This is a genomic window from Mesorhizobium sp. P3_A10, assembly GCF_056403175.1.
Map to the genome: position 1 here is coordinate 444,408 of NZ_JBFUFZ010000003.1, position 20,288 is coordinate 464,695.

The 20,288-nt window shown below is 62.5% G+C and carries 20 protein-coding genes; 10 read left to right on the forward strand and 10 right to left on the reverse strand.

From position 1 onward, the window contains the following. The first annotated feature begins 108 nt into the window (after positions 1–108). The 3 genes from purL (at position 109) to AC1DXU_RS15120 (ending at position 3,206) form a co-directional block, all read left to right on the forward strand. On the forward strand, positions 109–2,340 hold the full coding sequence (gene purL / locus AC1DXU_RS15110) for a phosphoribosylformylglycinamidine synthase subunit PurL (protein WP_477369650.1): 2,232 nt from the start codon (positions 109–111) through the stop codon (positions 2,338–2,340). Continuing rightward, the gene (locus AC1DXU_RS15115; protein ID WP_477369652.1) at positions 2,337–2,861 is read left to right on the forward strand and encodes a hypothetical protein; all 525 of its coding nucleotides are present in this window, start codon (positions 2,337–2,339) and stop codon (positions 2,859–2,861) included. Before purL ends, AC1DXU_RS15115 begins: the two co-directional genes overlap by 4 nt. Before the next feature lie 111 nt (positions 2,862–2,972). Beyond that, a complete protein-coding gene (locus AC1DXU_RS15120) occupies positions 2,973–3,206 on the forward strand; it encodes a BolA/IbaG family iron-sulfur metabolism protein (RefSeq protein ID WP_023798252.1) in 234 nt (77 codons plus the stop codon). A 24-nt stretch (positions 3,207–3,230) separates the two neighbouring features. Here AC1DXU_RS15120 and AC1DXU_RS15125 read toward each other — a convergent pair whose 3' ends face one another. Continuing rightward, positions 3,231–4,025 carry a phosphodiester glycosidase family protein gene (locus tag AC1DXU_RS15125; protein WP_477369654.1) on the reverse strand — a complete coding sequence of 265 codons (795 nt, stop codon included), beginning with the start codon at positions 4,023–4,025 and terminating at the stop codon, positions 3,231–3,233. A gap of 154 nt (positions 4,026–4,179) precedes the next feature. On the opposite strand from AC1DXU_RS15125, the gene grxD reads away from it, so the two are divergent. Then, entirely contained in the window at positions 4,180–4,515 is a 336-nt protein-coding gene (gene grxD, locus AC1DXU_RS15130) for a Grx4 family monothiol glutaredoxin (protein ID WP_477369656.1), read from the forward strand. 174 nt (positions 4,516–4,689) lie between these two features. Next, positions 4,690–5,934 (forward strand): multidrug effflux MFS transporter, encoded by a 1,245-nt coding sequence (locus tag AC1DXU_RS15135; RefSeq protein ID WP_477369658.1) that lies wholly within the window; start codon positions 4,690–4,692, stop codon positions 5,932–5,934. Between the two features lie 37 nt (positions 5,935–5,971). On the opposite strand, the gene AC1DXU_RS15140 is transcribed toward AC1DXU_RS15135, so the two are convergent. The 3 genes from AC1DXU_RS15140 to rpsD form a co-directional block, all read right to left on the reverse strand. Beyond that, complete coding sequence (locus AC1DXU_RS15140; protein WP_477369660.1) at positions 5,972–6,799, reverse strand: inositol monophosphatase family protein; 828 nt, start codon at positions 6,797–6,799, stop codon at positions 5,972–5,974. Further along, a complete protein-coding gene (gene ttcA / locus AC1DXU_RS15145; protein WP_477369662.1) occupies positions 6,789–7,676 on the reverse strand; it encodes a tRNA 2-thiocytidine(32) synthetase TtcA in 888 nt (295 codons plus the stop codon). Before ttcA ends, AC1DXU_RS15140 begins: the two co-directional genes overlap by 11 nt. Before the next feature lie 109 nt (positions 7,677–7,785). Continuing rightward, entirely contained in the window at positions 7,786–8,403 is a 618-nt protein-coding gene (gene rpsD / locus AC1DXU_RS15150) for a 30S ribosomal protein S4 (protein WP_006332867.1), read from the reverse strand. Positions 8,404–8,790: 387 nt separating this feature from the next. On the opposite strand from rpsD, the gene AC1DXU_RS15155 reads away from it, so the two are divergent. Then, the gene (locus AC1DXU_RS15155) at positions 8,791–9,000 is read left to right on the forward strand and encodes a hypothetical protein (RefSeq protein ID WP_477317463.1); all 210 of its coding nucleotides are present in this window, start codon (positions 8,791–8,793) and stop codon (positions 8,998–9,000) included. 111 nt (positions 9,001–9,111) lie between these two features. Here AC1DXU_RS15155 and AC1DXU_RS15160 read toward each other — a convergent pair whose 3' ends face one another. Continuing rightward, on the reverse strand, positions 9,112–9,300 hold the full coding sequence (locus tag AC1DXU_RS15160; protein ID WP_477317461.1) for a DUF3008 family protein: 189 nt from the start codon (positions 9,298–9,300) through the stop codon (positions 9,112–9,114). A 135-nt stretch (positions 9,301–9,435) separates the two neighbouring features. Here AC1DXU_RS15160 and AC1DXU_RS15165 point away from each other — a divergent pair, with 135 nt between their 5' ends. Continuing rightward, complete coding sequence (locus AC1DXU_RS15165) at positions 9,436–10,818, forward strand: RNB domain-containing ribonuclease (RefSeq protein WP_477369664.1); 1,383 nt, start codon at positions 9,436–9,438, stop codon at positions 10,816–10,818. Here AC1DXU_RS15165 and murI read toward each other — a convergent pair. From murI to AC1DXU_RS15180, 3 genes are all read right to left on the reverse strand, one after another. Next, positions 10,815–11,615 carry a glutamate racemase gene (gene murI / locus AC1DXU_RS15170; protein ID WP_477369666.1) on the reverse strand — a complete coding sequence of 267 codons (801 nt, stop codon included), beginning with the start codon at positions 11,613–11,615 and terminating at the stop codon, positions 10,815–10,817. The two genes, AC1DXU_RS15165 and murI, sit on opposite strands and share 4 nt — an antisense overlap. A 101-nt stretch (positions 11,616–11,716) precedes the next feature. Further along, positions 11,717–12,469, reverse strand: coding sequence for a hypothetical protein (locus tag AC1DXU_RS15175; protein WP_477369668.1), 753 nt, complete (start codon positions 12,467–12,469; stop codon positions 11,717–11,719). Then, entirely contained in the window at positions 12,408–13,259 is an 852-nt protein-coding gene (locus AC1DXU_RS15180; protein WP_477369670.1) for an RNA methyltransferase, read from the reverse strand. The genes AC1DXU_RS15175 and AC1DXU_RS15180 overlap by 62 nt, the downstream gene beginning before the upstream one ends. 220 nt (positions 13,260–13,479) lie before the next feature. Between AC1DXU_RS15180 and AC1DXU_RS15185 the strand changes: the two genes are divergently transcribed. The 3 genes from AC1DXU_RS15185 to AC1DXU_RS15195 are packed head-to-tail and all read left to right on the forward strand — an operon-like array spanning position 13,480 to position 15,921. Further along, positions 13,480–14,691 (forward strand): NADP-dependent isocitrate dehydrogenase, encoded by a 1,212-nt coding sequence (locus AC1DXU_RS15185; protein WP_477369672.1) that lies wholly within the window; start codon positions 13,480–13,482, stop codon positions 14,689–14,691. 12 nt (positions 14,692–14,703) lie between these two features. Next, a complete protein-coding gene (locus AC1DXU_RS15190) occupies positions 14,704–15,324 on the forward strand; it encodes a glutathione S-transferase family protein (RefSeq protein WP_477369674.1) in 621 nt (206 codons plus the stop codon). A 33-nt stretch (positions 15,325–15,357) separates the two neighbouring features. Then, positions 15,358–15,921: a demethoxyubiquinone hydroxylase family protein gene (locus AC1DXU_RS15195; RefSeq protein WP_477369676.1), complete on the forward strand. Its 564-nt coding sequence runs from the start codon at positions 15,358–15,360 to the stop codon at positions 15,919–15,921. Positions 15,922–15,927: 6 nt separating this feature from the next. Here AC1DXU_RS15195 and alaS read toward each other — a convergent pair whose 3' ends face one another. Together alaS and recA are read right to left on the reverse strand one after the other, a co-directional pair. Then, on the reverse strand, positions 15,928–18,594 hold the full coding sequence (gene alaS, locus AC1DXU_RS15200) for an alanine--tRNA ligase (protein WP_477369678.1): 2,667 nt from the start codon (positions 18,592–18,594) through the stop codon (positions 15,928–15,930). A 382-nt stretch (positions 18,595–18,976) separates the two neighbouring features. Beyond that, positions 18,977–20,077 carry a recombinase RecA gene (gene recA, locus AC1DXU_RS15205; protein ID WP_112561417.1) on the reverse strand — a complete coding sequence of 367 codons (1,101 nt, stop codon included), beginning with the start codon at positions 20,075–20,077 and terminating at the stop codon, positions 18,977–18,979. Positions 20,078–20,288 lie beyond the last annotated feature (211 nt).

The window sequence follows — 20,288 nt, forward strand, 5'->3', positions numbered from 1 at the left end:
CTGCCGTTTTCCGGCGTTTTTCCTCATCCGATGGGGTGTATCGCGCCAAAGCTTGCGATAAGAGGGGACTCAGAAATCCCCCTCTCCCACGGATACCAATCGCTGCCCATGACCATTTCCAATTCCGTGCCGATCACCCCGGAACTCATTGCCGCGCACGGGCTGAAGCCCGACGAATACCAGCGCATCCTCGACCTGGTCGGGCGCGAGCCGAGTTTTACCGAACTCGGCATCTTCTCGGCGATGTGGAACGAGCACTGCTCGTACAAGTCTTCGAAAAAGTGGCTGCGCACGCTGCCGACCACCGGACCGCAGGTCATCCAGGGTCCAGGCGAAAATGCCGGCGTGGTCGATATCGGCGATGGCGACTGCGTCGTCTTCAAGATGGAGAGCCACAACCACCCCTCCTACATCGAGCCTTATCAGGGCGCGGCAACCGGCGTCGGCGGCATATTGCGCGATGTCTTCACCATGGGCGCACGGCCGATCGCGGCGATGAACGCGCTGCGCTTCGGCGCGCCGGATCATCCCAAGACCAGGCATCTGGTCTCAGGCGTGGTGTCCGGCGTTGGCGGCTACGGCAATGCCTTTGGCGTGCCGACGGTTGGCGGCGAGGTCAATTTCGACGCCCGCTACAACGGCAACATCCTGGTCAACGCATTTGCCGCCGGCCTTGCCAAGACCGACGCGATTTTCCTGTCGGAAGCCAAGGGCGTCGGCCTGCCGGTCGTCTATCTCGGCGCCAAGACCGGGCGCGACGGCGTCGGCGGCGCCACCATGGCTTCGGCCGAATTCGACGACAAGATCGACGAGAAGCGCCCGACCGTCCAGGTCGGCGATCCCTTCACCGAAAAATGCCTGCTCGAGGCCTGCCTCGAACTGATGGCGTCCGGCGCCGTCATCGCCATCCAGGATATGGGTGCCGCAGGCCTCACCTGCTCGGCGGTCGAAATGGGCGCCAAGGGCGACCTCGGCATCGAGCTCGACCTCGACAAGGTGCCGGTGCGCGAGGAGCGCATGAGCGCCTATGAGATGATGCTGTCGGAAAGCCAGGAGCGCATGTTGATGGTGCTGCGCCCCGAGAAGGAGAAGGAAGCCGAAGCGATCTTCCACAAATGGGGCCTCGACTTCGCCATTGTCGGCAGGACCACCGACGATCTGCGTTTTCGCGTGCTGCACCAGGGCGACCAGGTCGCCGATCTGCCGATCAAGGACCTTGGCGACAAGGCACCGGAATATGACCGCCCCTGGACAGAGCCGAAGAAGCCGGCGCCGCTTGCCGCGAGCGACGTTCCGCAAGCTGATGTCGCTGAGGCGCTGCTGAAGCTGCTTGGTGGGCCGGACCAGTCCTCGCGCCGCTGGGTGTGGGAGCAATACGACACGCTGATCCAGGGCAATTCGCTGCAGCTTCCCGGTGGCGATGCCGGCGTGGTCCGCGTCGAAGGTCATCCGACCAAGGCGCTGGCCTTCTCCTCCGACGTGACGCCGCGCTATTGCGAGGCCGACCCTTACGAAGGCGGCAAGCAGGCGGTTGCCGAATGCTGGCGCAACCTGACCGCCACCGGCGCGCTGCCGCTGGCTGCCACCGACAACCTCAATTTCGGCAACCCGGAACGGCCCGAGATCATGGGCCAGCTGGTTGGCGCCGTGAAAGGCATCGGCGACGCATGCCGCGCACTCGGCTTCCCGATCGTATCCGGCAATGTCTCGCTTTACAACGAGACCAATGGCCAGGGCATCTTGCCAACGCCGACCATTGGCGGCGTCGGACTGATTGCCGACTGGTCGAAGATGGTGCGGATCGGCTTTGCGGCGCAAGGCCAGATGATCCTGCTGGTCGGCGCGCCACGCATGTGGGGCACGCATCTCGGTCAGTCGGTCTATTTGCGCGATATCCATGGCCGCACCGATGGCCCGCCGCCGCCGGTCGACCTCGATCATGAAAAGCGCGTCGGCGACCATGTGCGCGCGCTGATCGCCTCCGGCATCGTCACATCGGCGCATGACGTCTCCGATGGCGGCATTGCCGTGGCGCTGGCTGAGATGGCGATGGCCTCCGGCATCGGCGCCACCGTACCCGGCCTTGCCGGCACGGACCCGATCCCGGTCTGGTTCGGCGAGGATCAGGGCCGTTATTTGCTGACGCTGTCGATCGATCCGCAGAGCGACGAATGGGATGCCATTCGCGAGCAGCAAAGCAAGCTCGGCATCTTCGCGCCGTGGATCGGCTCGACCGGCGGGCGCGAATTGAAACTCGGCGATACCAGGGCGATCCCGATCAGCGAGCTAACTGCCGCCCACGAGGGATGGTTCCCACGCTTCATGGATCAGGCCATTTGACAAAGCTGGCCTTCCGGGCGCTGCTAGCAGTCGTCTTCTGGCCGTCGCTGTTTTTCTTCTGGTTTCTCGGACCGTTCGTCTTTTTCCTGTTGTCGACGACCGGAAGCGAGGTTTGTCCCCGGCTGGAAACACGGGCGGAGTTTCTTGCCGCGGCCAACGGCACCTTACCGATGCTGGTCGCGCAGAGCCTGATCTACGCGGTGCCGATCCTGTGCCTGGTCCTTTGGAACCGGCTTTCACCGGAGCCGGCGCGGGGCCGGCACATCGTCACCTGCGTCAAGCTCTTTGCCGTTACCGTCGTCATTGGCGTGCTGTGGGCGTATGGTTCCTCGCTCGTCTGCGACGGCTACGGCCAGGCGTTCTTCTCGCCCCTCTGGCAGTGGACAAGTTACCTCCCCATCGTCTGCGTGATGATCAACGTTCCACTTTATGTGCTGACCTTCAGCCTTGGCCGCGCCTTCTCGACACGCGAGGATGTTGCCGAGGACAATGCTTCCCAAACAAACCAAGATGTCTCTTGAGCCTCCAATCGTGGTCGGAACAGCTTCAATCCGAACCCGAAAGGCTTTAGGCTCACCCCGACTCTTATGACGCGGGCTGCACCGCTCCCCCGCTTGAAACAGGATTTTGCCATGGCAATGGACGCGCACGACATCGAACGGCTGATCAAGGAAGGCATTCCGGACGCCAAGGTGACGATTCGCGACCTGGCCGGCGACGGCGACCATTATGCGGCTGAGGTGGTGGCCGAAAGCTTTCGCGGCAAAAGCCGCGTCCAGCAACACCAGATGGTCTATGACGCACTGAAGGGCAATATGGGTGGCGTGCTGCACGCACTCGCGCTGCAGACCAGCGTGCCGGAGTGAGCTTGCGCCGGCGTTAAAGCAGCTTCATCGCTTTGCCGTCACCGCAACGATCGGCCCTGCCGGATAATTCCCACCGACGATCATCCTCTCGCCATTCGACAATGCCGAAACCGCGCCGTCGAAAAACAGCGCGTTGGGGCAGTTGAGCGCGTCGCGGAACAGGCGCGCGAAGCTGCCCAGGCTGACCTCCGAACGCGAGATCGCCAGCACCACCATATTATCGTCACGCACGCCAACGCCGTTGCGGATGTAGCGCGAGCTGCCGTTCGCCTCGAATCGAGGATGCAGCCGGCCATCGATCACCAGCATCGGCCCCGACTGGGTGGCGTACGCCACGTCCGGCTTTGCCGCGGCAAATGCATTCGTCTCGATGATCGCCGCCTTGCCGTCCTTGCCGATCAGGAACACGCCGTTCGGCTTGAGGAAGAAATTGCCTTCGGCGTCGGCAAGGTTGAGCGGCGCCTTTTCGCGCCCGTCCTCGACCAGAAGCCCAACCGGCGTCAGATCCTCATGATACATGCCGGCGTTCATGGCGAGCAGCAGCGGCCTGCCCTCGCCTGTCATCGCCTTGTCGAATTTATCCAGCGAGCCGAAGGGTTTGCCGTCGGCACCGGCGTGGACGACGGCGATGTCATGGCTGCGAAGATCAATCTCGCAGACGATGTAGGGAACCGCTTCGAAACTGAAATCCCGGCATGGCGCCGGCAGGTCGCCGCCGACGACGATGGGCGGGCGCTCCGGCTGCCTGAACCACCAGATCGAGGCCAGCGCGGCGACCAGAATACCTATCGGGATTGCCGCAAAATATCGTCTTTTCATCACGTCCTGAGGGCCGATGCGTTTGGCCCAACATCACGCGATGTTTTGCGCCATTTGCATGGCGGCGCGGCAAACATCTTGTTTCGGGCAACCTATGGGTTTATTTGATGGCTATGTTTCCAGCCTGACTCCCACAGGCGTGAAAGGATCGTCCATGAGCGGTATCAACAACTACATCGACAACGAAGTGAAGGGCAACGACGTCGTCCTTTTCATGAAGGGCACGCCCGGTTTCCCGCAATGCGGATTTTCCGGTCAGGTCGTGCAGATTCTCGATTACATCGGCGCCGACTATAAGGGCGTCGACGTGCTGACCTCTGCCGAACTCCGCCAGGGCATCAAGGAATATTCCAACTGGCCGACGATCCCGCAGCTCTACGTCAAGGGTGAGTTCGTCGGCGGCTGCGACATCATCCGCGAAATGTTCCAGGCGGGCGAACTGCAGACTTTCCTCGTCGAAAAGGGCGTCAGCGTCAAAGGCGCCGCCTGACTTCCGTTTTGTGCATGTCGTTGTCCCAAAACCGCTGTACACTTTTGGGCGACATGCACTGAAAACGTCGGGGGTGCCCCCACCTCGGCAGACTGTCGCTCCCCGTTAGCGGGCAAAAGACGAATTCATGCGCCGGCCTTCCGGCGCATATTCGTTTGAAAGATCGGACTTGCCGTGGACAACCAGACAGACGCGCCGCAACGGGCATTCAACCTGCCCATTCCGCGCTGGGAATTTATCGCGTTGTGCGCGGCGCTGATGGCGCTGAACTCGCTTGCCATCGACATCATGTTGCCGGCGCTGCAGCAGATCGGCGCGTCGCTCGGCGTCGAAAATGAAAATCACCGCCAGTATGTGATCACCGCCTACATTCTGGGCTTTGGCGGCGGCCAGCTTTTCTTCGGACCGATCTCCGACCGTTTTGGCCGCCGTGCGCCGCTTGTCGCCGGCCTGATCATTTACGTGGCGGCGGCTGCCGCCGCCGCCATTTCACCAAGCTTTGAAACGCTTCTCATGTGCCGGGCCGTGCAGGGCCTTGGCGCCGCCGCGACGCGCGTCATTGCGGTGTCGATTGTGCGCGATACCTTTGACGGCCGGCGCATGGCCGAGGTGATGTCGCTGATCTTCATGGTGTTCATGGCCATCCCGGTCGTTGCCCCTGGGATCGGCCAGTTCATCATGCTGTTTGCCACCTGGCACTGGATCTTCGTCACTATGGCGGTCGGTGCGCTGATCGTGTCGGCGTGGTCGCTGCTGCGCCTGCCCGAGACGCTGCATCCCGAATATCGCCGGCCGCTGACGGTCTCGTCCGTCATCGGCGGTTTCCGCATCGTGCTCACCAACCGCATCGCGCTCTGCTATGCCTTCGCCAGCACCTTCGTCTTCGGGGCGATGTTCGGCTTCATCGCGTCGGCGCAGCAGATCTATGTCGACGTGTTCAATGTCGGCGAACTATTCCCCGTCATCTTCGCCGGGGTCGCGGGCGTGCTCGCCTTCTCCAACTATTTGAACTCGCGCCTGGTCGGCCGCATCGGCATGCGCCGCCTCTCGCAAGGCGCGCTGCTGTTGTTTCTGGTCATCAGCCTTGCCTGGCTGGTCGTCTCACTGGAGATGAAGATGCCGCTCTGGCTGTTCGTTACCTTCTTCGCCTGCGCGATGGTGCCGTTCGGCGCGCTCGGCGCCAATTTCAACGCCCTCGCCATGGAACCGCTCGGGCAGCTGGCCGGCACGGCGTCGTCGATCCTCGGCTTCATGCAGACCTTTTTGGGCGGCATTCTCGGCACGCTGATCGGTCAGGCTTTCAATGGCACGGTGACGCCGCTGGCCGCCGGCTTCTGCAGCGTGTCGGTTGCGGCATTGTTGATGATCTTCATTGCCGAGCGCGGCAAGATGTTCCAGCCGCACAACAAGCCAGTCTAATGCGCCTCACTCGCTGCGGTGAAGCGAGGAAAGCCGGCTATTGCGCCCAGAGTTCGCGGCGGATTTCGCGCCAGCTTTCCTTGTCCGGCGCGACGAGAATGCCGCCGTCGAGATGCGACGGCAGATAGGCGCTGCCGTCGAAGCGCCGGGTATACCCGCCGGCCTCGGCATGGATCAGCACGCCGGCCAGATGGTCCCACGGCATCAGCTTGTTGTAGACGACGAAATGAGCGTGGCCACTGGCCAGCAGGCGGTATTCGTGCGCTGCGCAGCGATAGCCGATTTGCGACAGCGTCTTGGTCTGGTTGCGCGCCAGCCGAGAGCGTTCCGGCTCCGGCATATATTGCCAGGAGACCGCGCCGGTCATTTCCGACATTGGCACCGGTGCGGTGACACGCACCTTCTCCAGCCTGCCATGCGCATGCTTGATGTGGCTGCCGGCCCCCTTGGCGCCAATCAGCCAATCCTTGCCGACCGGATCGTGAATGATGCCGGCAACGGTCTCGCCCTTGACCACGACGCCCAGCATGACGCCGAACAGCGGCACGCCGGACGCGAAGTTGAAGGTGCCGTCGACCGGGTCGATGACGAAGGCGAGTTCGGCGTCGCCAAGGCCGTGCAGCAGCGCCGGATCGTCCGAGCAGGCTTCCTCGCCAACGATCATCGCCTTGGGGTAGCGCTGACGCAGCCTGGCGGTGATCAGCCGCTCGGCATTGACGTCGGCCTCGGTCACCAGATCGGCGGCCGAAGTCTTCTGGCGGATGTCGCCCTCATCCAGCCGGCGAAAGCGCGGCATGATCTCGGCTTTTGCCGCGTCCAAGAGAAGATCGGCGAGCCAGTCGATGGCGCTGTCGTCAAAGGTCATCGGCTTGCCGTGCGGTGAGCGTTTCGTTGAGAGCGGCGAAATCGAACAGCTTTCGGTCCATGAGATGCGAAGGCCGCACATTGCTCATGGCCCGGATCATCGTGTCCTTGCGACCGGGCATGCGCTTTTCCATGTCGTCGAGCATCGCCTTCATGGCATTGCGCTGCAAGCCCTCCTGGCTGCCGCAGAGGTCGCACGGGATGATCGGAAACTTCATGGCGCCGGCGAATTTTTCGAGATCGGGCTCAGCGCAAAAGCTGAGCGGCCTGAGCACCATGACGTCGCCTTCGTCGTTGAGCAGTTTTGGCGGCATGGCGGCAAGCCGGCCGCCATGGAACAGGTTCATGAAGAAGGTTTCCAGAATGTCCTCGCGATGGTGGCCGAGCACCAGCGCCGAACAGCCTTCCTCGCGCGCAATACGGTAGAGATGGCCGCGCCTCAGCCGCGAGCACAGCGAACAATAGGTGCTGCCCTGCGGCAGCTTGTCGGTGACCACCGAATAGGTGTCCTGGTACTCGATGCGGTGGGCAATGCCATATCTGTCGAGATAGTCGGGCAGGATGTGCTTTGGAAAGTTCGGCTGGCCCTGGTCGAGATTGCAGGCCAGCAATTCGACCGGCAGCAGACCGCGCCATTTGAGATCGAGCAGCACGGCGAGTAGGGCGTAAGAATCCTTGCCGCCGGACAAGGCCACCAGCCAGCGGTCGCCGGGCCTCACCATCGCGAAATCCTCGATTGCCTGACGGGTAAGACGCAGCAGCCGCTTGCGCAGCTTGTTGAACTCGACGGAAGACGGCACATCGGCAAACAACGGATGAAAGCCGCCTTCGATGTCGGCGATCGGCGACAATGATTCGACGTCTGGCAGCATGTTCATGGCGCGTCGGCCTCGAAGTCTCTGTTGCCGTCCGGATTAGCGGAGGTGGCGGACAAAGAAAAGGCCGCCTCGACGGGCGGCCTTCGATGGTGTCGTAAAATGGAGTCGATCAGCGCGAATAGAATTCGACGACCAGGTTCGGTTCCATCTGCACGGCGAAGGGAACGTCGGCCAGGCCGGGGATACGCGCGAAGGTGGCGACCATCTTGTTGTGATCGGCATCGATGTAATCCGGCACGTCGCGTTCTGCGAGACCGACCGATTCCAGGACGATGACCAGCTGCTTCGACTTCTCGCGCACTTCGACGACGTCGCCCGGCTTGCAGCGGTACGAGCCGATGTTGACGCGCTTGCCGTTCACATTGACGTGGCCGTGGTTGACGAACTGACGGGCGGCGAAAATGGTCGGCACGAACTTGGCGCGGTAGACGACCGCGTCGAGACGCGACTCGAGCAGGCCGATCAGGTTCTCCGAGGTGTCGCCCTTGCGGCGATCGGCCTCTTCATAGACCTTGCGGAACTGCTTTTCCGAAACGTCGCCATAGTGACCCTTCAGCTTCTGCTTGGCGCGCAGCTGCAGGCCGAAGTCGGAAAGCTTGCCCTTGCGGCGCTGGCCGTGCTGGCCGGGGCCGTATTCACGCTTGTTAACCGGGGACTTCGGGCGGCCCCAGATATTTTCGCCGAGACGGCGGTCGATCTTGTACTTTGCGGATTCGCGCTTGCTCATCGCATTCCCTTTCAAAACAAACACACCCGGAACCTCATGGTCCGGGTGAAGGAAACGCGCCCTCCTCTGGCCTCCGTTTTCGAGGCCTGACAGGGTCTTCCCACGCAACGCGGCGGAAAACCCACGGGACACGTCAGTTCAAACAAGACCGGGAGACTACCAACCGGTTTCCCAAGAGGTCTTGCGCATACAAAGAAACCACCGGACATTGCGGCCCGGTGTTGGCGCGGTGGTTAAACGGACATTTAACCGGTGTCAAGCTTGTGAATGGCGCCAGGCGTCGCGACCGTATAGCATTTTCCGTGTTGAATACGGTGCCGGCTGTGGCGGGAGGTTGTTGCGCCAACGGCATCAGGAAGGGACTGGAGCTAGAGGAGCCCGATTCTGATGAAGAAATTCTTCCTTTCGTTGGCAGGTGCGGCGGTACTGGCAGCATCGATGTCCGTTGCGGTGCCGGAGCCGGCAATGGCCCGGCATTGGCATGGCCATCGGCATCATGAGGTATGCCGCATCGTGGTCAAGAAGAAGGTGGTGTGGCGGCATGGCCACAAGCGCGTGATCCGCTACACGGTGCGGCGCTGCTGGTGGCGCTGGTAAGTCCGGCCTCGGCCTCCGAAGGCTGACAGCCCCATCAATTGAAGCCCGCGGTTTAGCCGCGGGCTTTTTGATGGAACATCGCGGGCGCGGCGTTCTTTTGTCTGATTTCCTTCAATGCTTCGACTTCTTCTCGGGCAGGCCCTTGCGCTTGGTCTCGGCAAAATCCTCGAGCTGCTTTTCGCTCATGGACTCGTACATTTCCTTCGACGCGCCTTGGAGTTCGCTCTTTTTTGTCTCGCCGCGTTTGGCGGACAATGCCGCGCCGGCGGCCATCTGCTGGGCTTTCGATGTGGCTGGCATGATCGGCTCCTCTTCTTGCTACCAGAAGAAACGTCTCGCTTCGGCGACGGTTCCAGCGCCAGCGGTTCGATTTCGTGTCTACCCCGCCAGCAGAGCGGCCTTCCCGTGTCCGGAACGCCAGTGTAGGACGGCGTGATGAAATCGTTGACCGATCCCTCGCAAGCACTCGCTACCGGCCTCGCGAAAATCCGCAGCGAGTTCCATGTGCCGGTCGGATTTCCCGCTGATGTAATGGCCCTGGCACAGTCTGCGGCCAAGCGCGTGCCCGACCAGCATGCCGACCGCACGACGATGCCCTTCGTGACACTCGATCCGGCGACTTCCACAGATCTTGATCAGGCGTTTTCGATTGAGGCCAGCGGCAGCGACCTTCTGCTGCACTATGCGATCGCCGACGTGGCCTGGTTCGTCGAGGACGGCGACGCGGTGGATATCGAAGCCTGGGCGCGGGGCGAGACCCTGTATTTGCCGGACGGCAAGGCCGGGCTCTATCCCCCGGTGATTGCCGAGGGTGCGGCGAGCTTATTGCCCAGCGGACCGCGCCCGGCCGTTATCTTCACGGTTTGGATCGCCGAGGACGGAGCGGTAAAGCTGGACGGCGCAGAGCGGGCAATCATTCAAAGCCGCGCCAAGCTCGCCTATGACAGCGTCCAAGCCTCCGACGTTCCGACCGGCTTCGCCGAAATTGCGCGGCGCATGGCAGCAGCCGAAGAGCGTCGTGGCGCTTCCCGCGTCGACCCGCCCGAGCAGGAGGTGGAACAGCTTGCCGATGGCCGGTTCCAGCTTGCTTTCAGGCCGCTGCTGCAATCCGAGCAGGACAATGCAGCACTTTCGCTGGCCGCCAACATGGCGATTGCCGACGCCATGCTGGCACACCGGACCGGGTTGTTTCGGGTGATGGCGCCGCCGGATGCTTCCAAGGTGCAAAGATTGCGCAACGCGGCACAGGCTCTCGGCCTGTCCTGGCCGGCGTCGACCAGTCTGCCCGACTACCAACGAACCCTCGATCCTACCAACAAGCAACAGGCCGCGCTGATGCTGGAAATCCGCCGCGCCGGCTCTGGTGCGTCCTACCAACCCTATGAAGAAGGCGTTGTGCCCTGGCACGAGGCGATGGCTGCGACCTATGCCCACGCCACGGCGCCGTTGAGGCGGCTGGCCGACCGTTACGTCGTGCGCTGCACCCTGGCCATCGCCAATGGGCAGCCGGTACCGCAGACCGTTACCGACGCGTTCGCCAGGCTGCCCAAAATTATGGGGCGCGCGGATGCCCGCGCCTCGCAGATCAACCATGCAGCCATCGACCTTGCCGAGGCAGTCATGCTGAAGGGACGCGAAGGTGAAACGTTCAAGGCCGTGGTCACCGACGTCACCGATCAGCGTGTGCGCGTGCAGCTGTCAGACATGCCTGTCGTTGCCAACGTAAAGGCCCCCGGGTCCGGACAGGGCGATGGCGTTACGCTAAGGCTCGTTTCGGCCGATCCGGATCAACGCAGCGTCGTCTTCGCACCTGCCTAACACACGCTCAGGCCAAAACCCTGCATCAGCCGGCGGGTGGCGAAATCCACCTTGCCGGAGGTGAAAACCGCGATGTCGGGCTCGCCGTCCGGCAGCGGGCCGTCGACAGGCGCGAGCAGCGACATGGCGCGTCGTGCGATCGCTTCAGCCGGATCGATCCAGTCCACCGGCCAGGGCGCCGTCTTGCGCATGCGGTTGGCCAGGAAGGGGTAGTGCGTGCAGCCCAGCACGACGATGTCGGTGCGGGCGCCGTCCTTTTCGACAAAGCACGGCGCGATTTCCTGGCGCACGATCTCCTCGTCGACAAATCCTTGGCGCATGTAGATTTCGGCCAGCGGGGCAAGTCGGTCTGAACCGACCAGCCGCACATGGCACTTCTGCGCCCATTTGCCGATCAAATCGCGCGTGTATTGGCGCTTCACGGTGCCGGGCGTCGCCAGCACGGAAACCAGACCCGAGCGCGTGCGCTCGGCCGCCGGCTTGATCGCCGGCACCGTGCCGACAAAGGGATGTCCGGGAAATTTCTCGCGCAGCGCATCGATCACCAGCGTCGAGGCGGTGTTACAGGGAATGACCGAGATCTCCGGCTGGAATTTGTCCAGCAGCTTGCCGAACAGGCCGAGGATGTGGGCGTTGAGCGCCGGTTCCTCCCAGGCGCCGTAAGGAAAGGCGGCGTCGTCGGCGACATAGATGAAGCGGCGGTCGGGCATCAGCACGCGGGCTTCGCGCAGCACGGTGAGGCCACCGATGCCGGAATCGAACATCAGGATCGGGCGGGCGTCTGATGGAACGGTCATTGTGCTTGAATCACGAGAAGAGCTGGGATCAGGCGAAGAGGCCGGCTGCGGCCTGTGCGCTTCTATCTGGAACGATCATGGCCTTGAAGTGGCGAATGTGCTCAGACAAGACCGCGTTTGCCGAAGCCGGTGGGCCGAGGACGAGCGTTTGGACCTGTCGGTCGTGACGGCGCCGGTCGCGTTACGGAGGTGGAAACCTGTGAAGCGGTGGCGGCGGCCGGCGAGGAATACAATTTCGAATTCATGTTGCCGAGCGGCGCGGCCGGTTCGTCAAAATCAAAAACCGACGCCAGCTCGTTGAGGTCGACACCTGCAGGCTTGGCCATCAGAATTGTGCACCACAGACCAAAAATCGAGAGCCCGAGCAGGTTCAGACCGGAGTTGAAATCTTCGGCACCGAAATCATAAACCAGGACAGTGCCGGCCTGCAGAAACGCAAAGAGGGCCGAAAACACGATATAGCCCCACAGGATCCACTTCGATCCTTGCGCGTCGCGGCTGCGGCGCCAGGCGAAATTGGCGCGAAACAGCACAACCACCAGCGAAACCACCAGGATCGCTCCCGCCACCCCTTCGCGGCCCGGGCCAGGTTTCGAGTTGGCCAGTCCGTCAAAGCCGATGGTCAACGAAATGGACAACACCACCGCCACTATTTCGGCGACCAGCAGGGCCGCAGAATAAGCGAAGAAGCGCAGACGGCCGATATTTGAAGCAAACATCTCAGAGCCCATCGTTTTCATGACAATGAGCCCAACCGGATAAAATTCGGTTACCGGTGACGCAGGGGAATGCCTAGTCTTTGTCCGCAGCTTTCCTGGCACGCGCAGCCGCTGCCGGGAGCCGCCTTGGATCATCTCCCGGAGAACCGTCGCCGCGCGGCATTGCCGGTGAAAACCGGTCCAGCGACGAGATGATGCCGCGCAACACCTTGAGCTCCGGCTCGGCAAAGCCGGCGCGCGTCAGCACCGCGCGCAGATTGTCGACCATCTTCGGCTTCTTCGGCGCCGGGCGAAAATAGCCGCGCGCTTCGAGCGCGCCTTCCAGATAGGCGAACAGGCCGTGCAGCTCTTCCTTGCTTGCCGGCTTCATCTCAGGGCCGGCAAAGTTGGTTTTGGTCTCGTCTTCGAGGCCGGACTTCATCCACTCGTAGGACATCAGCAAAGCCGCTTGGGCTATGTTGAGCGAGGAGAAATCAGGATCCACCGGAAAGGTGACGATCTCGTCGGCAAGGCCGACCTCGTCATTGTACAGCCCGAAGCGCTCGCGGCCGAACAGGATGCCGGTGCGCTGCCCCATGCCGTGACGGGCGCGCAGTACCCTGCCCGCCTCCACCGGGCCGCGTACGGATTTGAAGCCGTCGCGCTGCCTGGCCGTGGTGGCGACGACAAAGTTGAGGTCGGCGATCGCCGAGGCCAGGTCGTCGAAGACCGTCACGGCATCGATGACATGGTCGGCGCGGCTCGCGGCGGCGCGTGCCTTCACGCTGGGCCAGCCGTCGCGCGGATTGACCAGGCGCAATTCAGACAGGCCGAAATTGGCCATTGCGCGCGCGACCATGCCGATATTCTCGCCGAGCTGCGGCTCGACCAGGATGATCGCCGGCCCTACGGCAGGAATTTTGTCTGGCTCTTGGTCGGCTGTCATGGTGTCAATGAACTGCGGTTTGCGGCATTTCAGCGTCCCCTGCCACATTCGGCCGCGAAAATGAAGCTTTCGCAAGGAACGATCGGCGGTGACGGTCAGGCCCTACAGGGCGGATCGCCGTTTGCGCGGTCAAAAATGCTTTGATATACGGGCCGCATCCCCGGTCGAAAGCCATGCGGGCAAGGCCGTTCCGATCCCCAAGCAACGAGGCATTCTTTCCATGGCGAAGATCAAGGTGGCGAACCCGGTCGTCGAACTCGACGGCGACGAGATGACCCGCATCATCTGGCAGTTCATCAAGGACAAGCTGATCCACCCCTATCTCGACCTCAAGCTTGAATACTACGACCTCGGCATCGAACACCGCGACGCCACGAACGACCAGGTGACCATCGATTCGGCCAACGCCATCAACAAGTACGGCGTCGGCGTGAAATGCGCGACGATTACCCCCGACGAGCAGCGCGTCGAGGAATTCAAGCTCAAGAAGATGTGGAAGTCGCCGAACGGCACCATCCGCAACATCCTCGGCGGCACCATCTTCCGCGAACCGATCATCATGAAGAACGTGCCCCGCCTGGTGCCCGGCTGGACCAAGCCGATCATCGTCGGCCGTCACGCTTTCGGCGACCAATACCGCGCCACCGACTTCCGCTTCCCCGGCAAAGGCAAGCTGACGATCAAGTTCGTCGGCGAGGACGGCAAGGTGATTGAGCATGATGTGTATGACGCACCAGGCGCCGGCGTCGCCATGGCGATGTACAATCTGGATGAATCGATCCGCGAGTTCGCGCGCGCCTCGCTGAACTACGGCCTGCTGCGCAACTACCCGGTCTATCTCTCGACCAAGAACACCATCCTCAAAGCCTATGACGGCCGCTTCAAGGACATTTTCCAGGAAGTCTACGAGGCCGAGTTCGAGGCCGAGTTCAAGTCGAAGAAACTGTGGTACGAGCACCGGCTGATCGACGACATGGTGGCCTCCAGCCTGAAATGGTCGGGCGGCTATGTCTGGGCCTGCAAGAACTATGACGGCGACGTGCAGTCCGACACGGTGGCGCAAGGGTTTGGCTCGCTCGGCCTGATGACCTCAGTGCTGATGACGCCGGACGGCAAGACGGTGGAAGCCGAAGCCGCGCACGGCACCGTCACCCGCCACTATCGCCAGCACCAGAAGGGCGAGGAGACCTCGACCAATTCGATCGCCTCGATCTTCGCCTGGACGCGTGGCCTCGCCCACCGCGCCAAGCTCGACGACAATGCCGAACTGAAGCGTTTTTCCGAAACACTGGAAAAGGTCTGCATCCAGACAGTCGAGTCCGGCTTCATGACCAAGGATCTGTCGCTGCTGATCGGCCCCGACCAGCCCTGGCTGTCGACCACCGGTTTCCTCGACAAGATCGACGAGAACCTGCAGAAGGCGATGGCCTGACGGGCAAGCGACATGGGCAAGCCCATCGTCTACGGGGCGGACTACAGCGTCTATGTGCGCATCGTCCGCCTCGCGCTCGAGGAAAAGGGCATCGACTACGAGCTTGTGCCGGTCGATGTCTTTGCCGCGGAGGGCATTCCCGGTTGGTATGTCGAGCATCATCCATTCGGCCGCATCCCGGCCTTCGAGCATGATGGCTTTCGCCTGTTCGAGGCGAGCGCGATTGCCCGCTATGTCGACGAGGCTTTTGACGGTCCGGCGTTGCAGCCCGAGGAGCCGCGTAGCCGCGCAACGATGAACCAGATCATCGGCATGCTCGACGCCTATGGCTACCGGTCGATGGTCTGGGACGTCGCCGTCGAGCGGCTGGAGAAAGAGCCACCCGACGAGGCGTTGATCGCCAACGGGCTGCGGCAGGCCGAAACAGTGCTGCGGGTGTTGACGTCACTCAAGCCCCAGGGACTGTGGTTGCTGGGAGACCAGCTGACGCTGGCCGACCTGCATGCCGCGCCGATCATCGGCTATTTCGCCAAGGTCGCGGAGGGGCAGAACCTGCTGGCCGAGTTCCCCGATATCCAGGCATGGCGGACACGCATTGCAAAGCGGCCAGGCTTTGCCAACCGGCTGACATAGGTGTGGGCGCGTCCATGGCTGACCTTACTCACCATGGACGCACTCACAGTGGCCAGAATAGTCAGGGTCAACCACGCCGGCGAGTTCGGCGCGATCCGAATCTATTCGGCTCAGATTCTCGTCGCCAAGCGCTTTTGGCCCGATTGCGTGCCGTCTTTGTCGGAGATGCTTGGGCACGAGCGCACTCATTGCGCCGCCTTCCGTACAGCCATGCCATCACGACATTCGCGACCGTGCCGGGTGATGCAGTTCTGGGGCTGGGGCGGCTGGCTGCTGGGCTTCGTGACCGCCCTGCTCGGACCGCAAGGCATCTGGGCCTGCACCGCGGCGGTCGAAGCGGCGGTGCATCGCCATCTCGACGATCAGCTGTTTTTCCTCGTCGGCCGCGATCGTGAGCTGCACGACATCATCTTGGCGATCCGCGAGGAAGAACTCGCCCATCTCCATCACGCCGAGGAGCAGCTGAAATCGCCCGGCCCAGCGCTGAACCTTCTACGGGCGACGATTTCAATCGCTACCGACATCCTGATCTGGCTGTCCACATGGGGCGACTCCGTCAGAATGACGCGCGCGCTAAAGGCTGCGAAGCGCCCCTAGTGGACGCTAGGCTGCTTCCAGCGCAGCCTTTACCGCGGCAATCGCATCGGCGGCCTTGGAGGCGTCCGGACCGCCAGCCTGGGCCATATCAGGGCGGCCACCGCCGCCCTGCCCGCCCAAGGCGGCGGAGGCCACGCGCACCAGGTCGACGGCGCTGAAGCGGCCGAGGAGGTCATCGGTGACCGCGACCACGACGCTCGCCTTGTTGTCTTCGCCGGCGCCGACGAAAACCACCACGCCGGAGCCGAGAGACGTCTTGCCGGCGTCGGCCAGCGGCTTCAAATCCTTCGGCGAGACGCCCGAAACCGCCTTGCCAAGGAATCCGACACCGGCAACGGTCTCGTTTTCGACCGGCGCTCCGGCTGCAGCACCCCCACCCAGCGCCAGCTTCTTGCGCGCCTCGGTCAGTTCCTTCTCGAGTTTCTTGCGCTCGTCGAGCAGCGCCTCGACGCGCGCCGGTACGTCGGCCGGCGAAATCTTCAGCGTCGCGGCCGCCGCCTTCAACCGGCGATCCTGCTCATCGAGATATTTTCGCGCCGCTTCGCCTGTCAGCGCCTCGATGCGGCGCACGCCGGCGGCGACCGCGCTGTCGGAGACGACACGCACCAGACCGATATCGCCGGTCGCCCTGACATGCGTGCCGCCGCAAAGCTCGACCGAATAGGGCCGGTTGGCCTTGGCGCCGTGCACGCCGGTGCCCATCGACACGACGCGCACCTCGTCACCGTATTTTTCGCCGAACAGCGCCATGGCGCCTTCGGCGATGGCGTCGTCGACCGACATCAGGCGCGTCGTCACCGGGCAGTTCTGGACGACGATCTCATTGGCCATGCGCTCGACCTCTTCGAGATCCTCCGGCGAAATCGGCTTGTTGTGCGAGATGTCGAAGCGCAGCCGCTCGGGCGCCACCAGCGAGCCCTTCTGCGCGACGTGAGTGCCCAGCACCTCGCGCAGCGCCTCGTGGATTAGGTGCGTCGCGGAATGGTTGGCGCGCAGCCTGGAGCGGCGCGCATGGTCGACCTTCAGCTCGACGGTCGCGCCCGTCTTGACGGTGCCGCTGGCCACCTTGCCGAGATGGACGAACAGCCCATCGGCCTTCTTCTGCGTATCGGAGATCTCGATCGAGAACCCTTCGCCCGAGATAATTCCGGTGTCGCCCATCTGGCCACCGGACTCGGCATAGAACGGCGTCTGGTTGACGACGACGGCAACCGCCTCGCCCTTGCCGGCGCTGTCGATGGTCTTGCCATCCCTGACAAGCGCCTGGATGAGCCCTTCCGCCTGTTCGGTCTCGTAGCCGAGGAACTCGGTGGCGCCGGTCTGTTCGCGTACAGAGAACCAGACTGTCTCGGTGGCCGCGTCGCCGGAACCGGCCCAATGCTTACGTGCCTCGGCCCTCTGCCGCTCCATCGCTGCGGTGAAACCGGCAAGATTGACCGAGATGTTGCGCTGGCGCAGCGCATCCTGCGTCAGATCAAGCGGGAAGCCATAGGTGTCGTAGAGCTTGAAAGCGGTCTCGCCGTCCAGCATGTCGCCGGCACCGAGCGTTTCCGTCGCCTCCGAAAGCAGGCCGAGGCCGCGCACCAGCGTCTTGCGAAACCTGGTTTCCTCGAGCTTCAGCGTTTCGGTGATCAACTGTTCGCCGCGCACCAGTTCCGGATAGGCCTGACCCATCTCGCGCACCAGCGCCGGCACCAGCTTCCACATCAGCGGTTCATGGGCACCGAGCAACTGCGCATGGCGCATGGCGCGGCGCATGATGCGGCGCAGAACGTAGCCACGGCCTTCGTTCGACGGCAGCACGCCATCGGCCACCAGGAAGGAGGACGAACGCAGATGATCGGCAATGACGCGGAACGACGCGACCGTCTCCTTGTCGGGACCACGGCCGATGGCGGACGAGGCCGCATCGATCAGATGGCGGAACAGATCGGTCTCAAAAACGCTTTCCACCCCTTGCAGGATCGACGCCATGCGCTCCAGGCCCATGCCGGTGTCGATCGACGGGCGCGGCAGGTCGATGCGCTCCTGCTTCGTCACCTGCTCATACTGCATGAAGACCAGGTTCCAGAATTCGAGGAACCGATCGCCATCCTCTTCCGGGCTGCCGGGAGGGCCGCCCCAGATGTGCTCGCCACGGTCGATGAAGATCTCCGAGCACGGCCCGCACGGTCCGGTGTCGCCCATCGCCCAGAAATTGTCCGAGGTTGCGATGCGAATGATGCGGTCGTCGGAGAAGCCGGCGATCTTCTTCCAGAAGCCGGCCGCCTCGTCGTCCGTATGATAGACGGTGACCAGCAGCTTGTCCTTGTCCAGCCCGAATTCCTTGGTGATCAAGTTCCAGGCAAGCTCGATGGCGCGCTCCTTGAAATAGTCGCCAAAGGAGAAATTGCCGAGCATCTCGAAGAAGGTCAGGTGGCGCGCGGTGTAGCCGACATTGTCGAGGTCGTTGTGCTTGCCGCCGGCGCGAACGCTCTTCTGGGCGGTCGAGGCGCGCGAATAGGGCCGCTTTTCGAGACCGGTGAAGACGTTCTTGAACTGCACCATGCCGGCATTGGTGAACATCAGCGTCGGATCGTTGCGCGGCACCAGCGGGCTCGACGCGACGACCTCGTGACCCTCCTTGCGGAAGTAGTCGAGAAATGTCGACCGGATCTCGTTCACGCCACTCATGAATGCTGCCTTTTTCGAGAGAGCCGCCGGTCAGCCCGGCGGTAAATAGACTTTTGCTTCTTAAAGCGCGTCGCGTTGAAACGGATTCAGTCGCCGCGCTTTAAGTCTGTGTTTATGCATGTCGTTTTCCCAAAACCGCTGCCCACTTTTGGGCGACATGCATAGGAAGACGGACTTGGCCTTTTAGCGGTCGCACCGCAGCCTGTCCAGAAACACGGGATTGGTCCAAATCGCGGCTTTGCGGGCCAGTCGAACCCAGCCCTGCGGCGCCGCCAAAACACAAAACCGCCGGCTCAAGGCCGGCGGTTTGAAACCCATCGATACGCAAACTCAATCGGGATACGCGAACTCAAGAAAAACCCAGGCGGCGATTGCTCGCATCCTACATGGCGCCGGATTCTTCCTCGAAGCCGTCGTCTTCGCCACGCTCAGGACCACCATTTTCGAGGAACTTCTCGGCGATCAGTCCGGCATTCTGCCGCAGCGCCAGCTCGATCTCGCGCGCCGTGTCGGGATTGTCGCGCAGGAACAGTTTTGCATTTTCGCGGCCCTGGCCGAGACGCTGCGAATTGTAGGAGAACCAGGCGCCCGACTTTTCGACCACGCCGGCCTTGACGCCGAGATCGACCAGCTCGCCAGTCTTCGACACGCCTTCGCCATACATGATGTCGAATTCGACCACCTTGAAGGGCGGCGCCAGCTTGTTCTTGACCACCTTGACGCGGGTCTGGTTGCCGACGACCTCGTCGCGGTCCTTGACCGAACCGATGCGGCGGATGTCGAGGCGCACCGAAGCATAGAATTTCAGCGCGTTGCCGCCGGTCGTAGTCTCGGGCGAACCGAACATGACGCCGATCTTCATGCGGATCTGGTTGATGAAGATGACCATGGTGTTGGAGCGCGAGATCGAAGCGGTCAGCTTGCGCAGCGCCTGGCTCATCAGGCGGGCCTGCAGGCCGGGCAGCGAATCGCCCATCTCACCCTCGATTTCAGCGCGCGGCGTCAGCGCCGCCACCGAATCGACCACCAGCACGTCGATGGCGCCGGAGCGCACCAGCGTGTCGCAAATCTCCAGCGCCTGCTCGCCGGTGTCCGGCTGTGAGATCAGCAGATTTTCGAGATCGACGCCCAGCTTGCGGGCATAGACCGGATCGAGCGCGTGCTCGGCATCGACGAAGGCGCAGATGCCGCCCTTCTTCTGGGCTTCGGCCACCGTGTGCAGGGCCAGCGTCGTCTTGCCCGAGCTTTCCGGCCCGTAAATCTCGACGATGCGGCCGCGCGGCAGGCCACCGACGCCAAGCGCAATGTCGAGGCCAAGCGAGCCGGTCGGCACAGTCTCGATCTCGACGACCTGCTCGTTGGCGCCGAGCCGCATGATCGAGCCCTTGCCGAAGGCACGCTCGATTTGCGACAGCGCCGCATCCAGAGCCTTTGATTTGTCCACCGCTTTGTCCTCTACAAGCCGCAAAGAATTCTGAGCCATGATACATCACCCCTTGGTCGTCAATGAAGGCCGGACAATCCGTGATCCCTGCTTCAGTTTGTACCTTTTTTGTTCTCGTTTGGCAAGGGGTGTCAAATATCTGAAAAACAAACGATATCTGGATTTGTTCTATTTTTGTCTCAGGGTTTCGTTTCCAGATGCATCCTGCATTGGGCCAGGCGGTCCGGTTGTTCCGATCCACCGAATCGCT

Excerpts from the sequence above, each read along its gene's own strand:
- purL (WP_477369650.1), top strand. The coding sequence starts at position 109 with ATGACCATTTCCAATTCCGTGCCGATCACCCCGGAACTCATTGCCGCG.
- AC1DXU_RS15120 (WP_023798252.1), top strand. The coding sequence starts at position 2,973 with ATGGCAATGGACGCGCACGACATCGAACGGCTGATCAAGGAAGGCATT.
- AC1DXU_RS15125 (WP_477369654.1), bottom strand. The coding sequence starts at position 4,025 with ATGAAAAGACGATATTTTGCGGCAATCCCGATAGGTATTCTGGTCGCC.
- grxD (WP_477369656.1), top strand. The coding sequence starts at position 4,180 with ATGAGCGGTATCAACAACTACATCGACAACGAAGTGAAGGGCAACGAC.
- AC1DXU_RS15140 (WP_477369660.1), bottom strand. The coding sequence starts at position 6,799 with ATGACCTTTGACGACAGCGCCATCGACTGGCTCGCCGATCTTCTCTTG.
- ttcA (WP_477369662.1), bottom strand. The coding sequence starts at position 7,676 with ATGAACATGCTGCCAGACGTCGAATCATTGTCGCCGATCGCCGACATC.
- rpsD (WP_006332867.1), bottom strand. The coding sequence starts at position 8,403 with ATGAGCAAGCGCGAATCCGCAAAGTACAAGATCGACCGCCGTCTCGGC.
- AC1DXU_RS15155 (WP_477317463.1), top strand. The coding sequence starts at position 8,791 with ATGAAGAAATTCTTCCTTTCGTTGGCAGGTGCGGCGGTACTGGCAGCA.
- AC1DXU_RS15160 (WP_477317461.1), bottom strand. The coding sequence starts at position 9,300 with ATGCCAGCCACATCGAAAGCCCAGCAGATGGCCGCCGGCGCGGCATTG.
- AC1DXU_RS15165 (WP_477369664.1), top strand. The coding sequence starts at position 9,436 with ATGAAATCGTTGACCGATCCCTCGCAAGCACTCGCTACCGGCCTCGCG.
- murI (WP_477369666.1), bottom strand. The coding sequence starts at position 11,615 with ATGACCGTTCCATCAGACGCCCGCCCGATCCTGATGTTCGATTCCGGC.
- AC1DXU_RS15175 (WP_477369668.1), bottom strand. The coding sequence starts at position 12,469 with ATGATCCAAGGCGGCTCCCGGCAGCGGCTGCGCGTGCCAGGAAAGCTG.
- AC1DXU_RS15180 (WP_477369670.1), bottom strand. The coding sequence starts at position 13,259 with ATGACAGCCGACCAAGAGCCAGACAAAATTCCTGCCGTAGGGCCGGCG.
- AC1DXU_RS15185 (WP_477369672.1), top strand. The coding sequence starts at position 13,480 with ATGGCGAAGATCAAGGTGGCGAACCCGGTCGTCGAACTCGACGGCGAC.
- AC1DXU_RS15190 (WP_477369674.1), top strand. The coding sequence starts at position 14,704 with ATGGGCAAGCCCATCGTCTACGGGGCGGACTACAGCGTCTATGTGCGC.
- AC1DXU_RS15195 (WP_477369676.1), top strand. The coding sequence starts at position 15,358 with ATGGACGCACTCACAGTGGCCAGAATAGTCAGGGTCAACCACGCCGGC.
- alaS (WP_477369678.1), bottom strand. The coding sequence starts at position 18,594 with ATGAGTGGCGTGAACGAGATCCGGTCGACATTTCTCGACTACTTCCGC.
- recA (WP_112561417.1), bottom strand. The coding sequence starts at position 20,077 with ATGGCTCAGAATTCTTTGCGGCTTGTAGAGGACAAAGCGGTGGACAAA.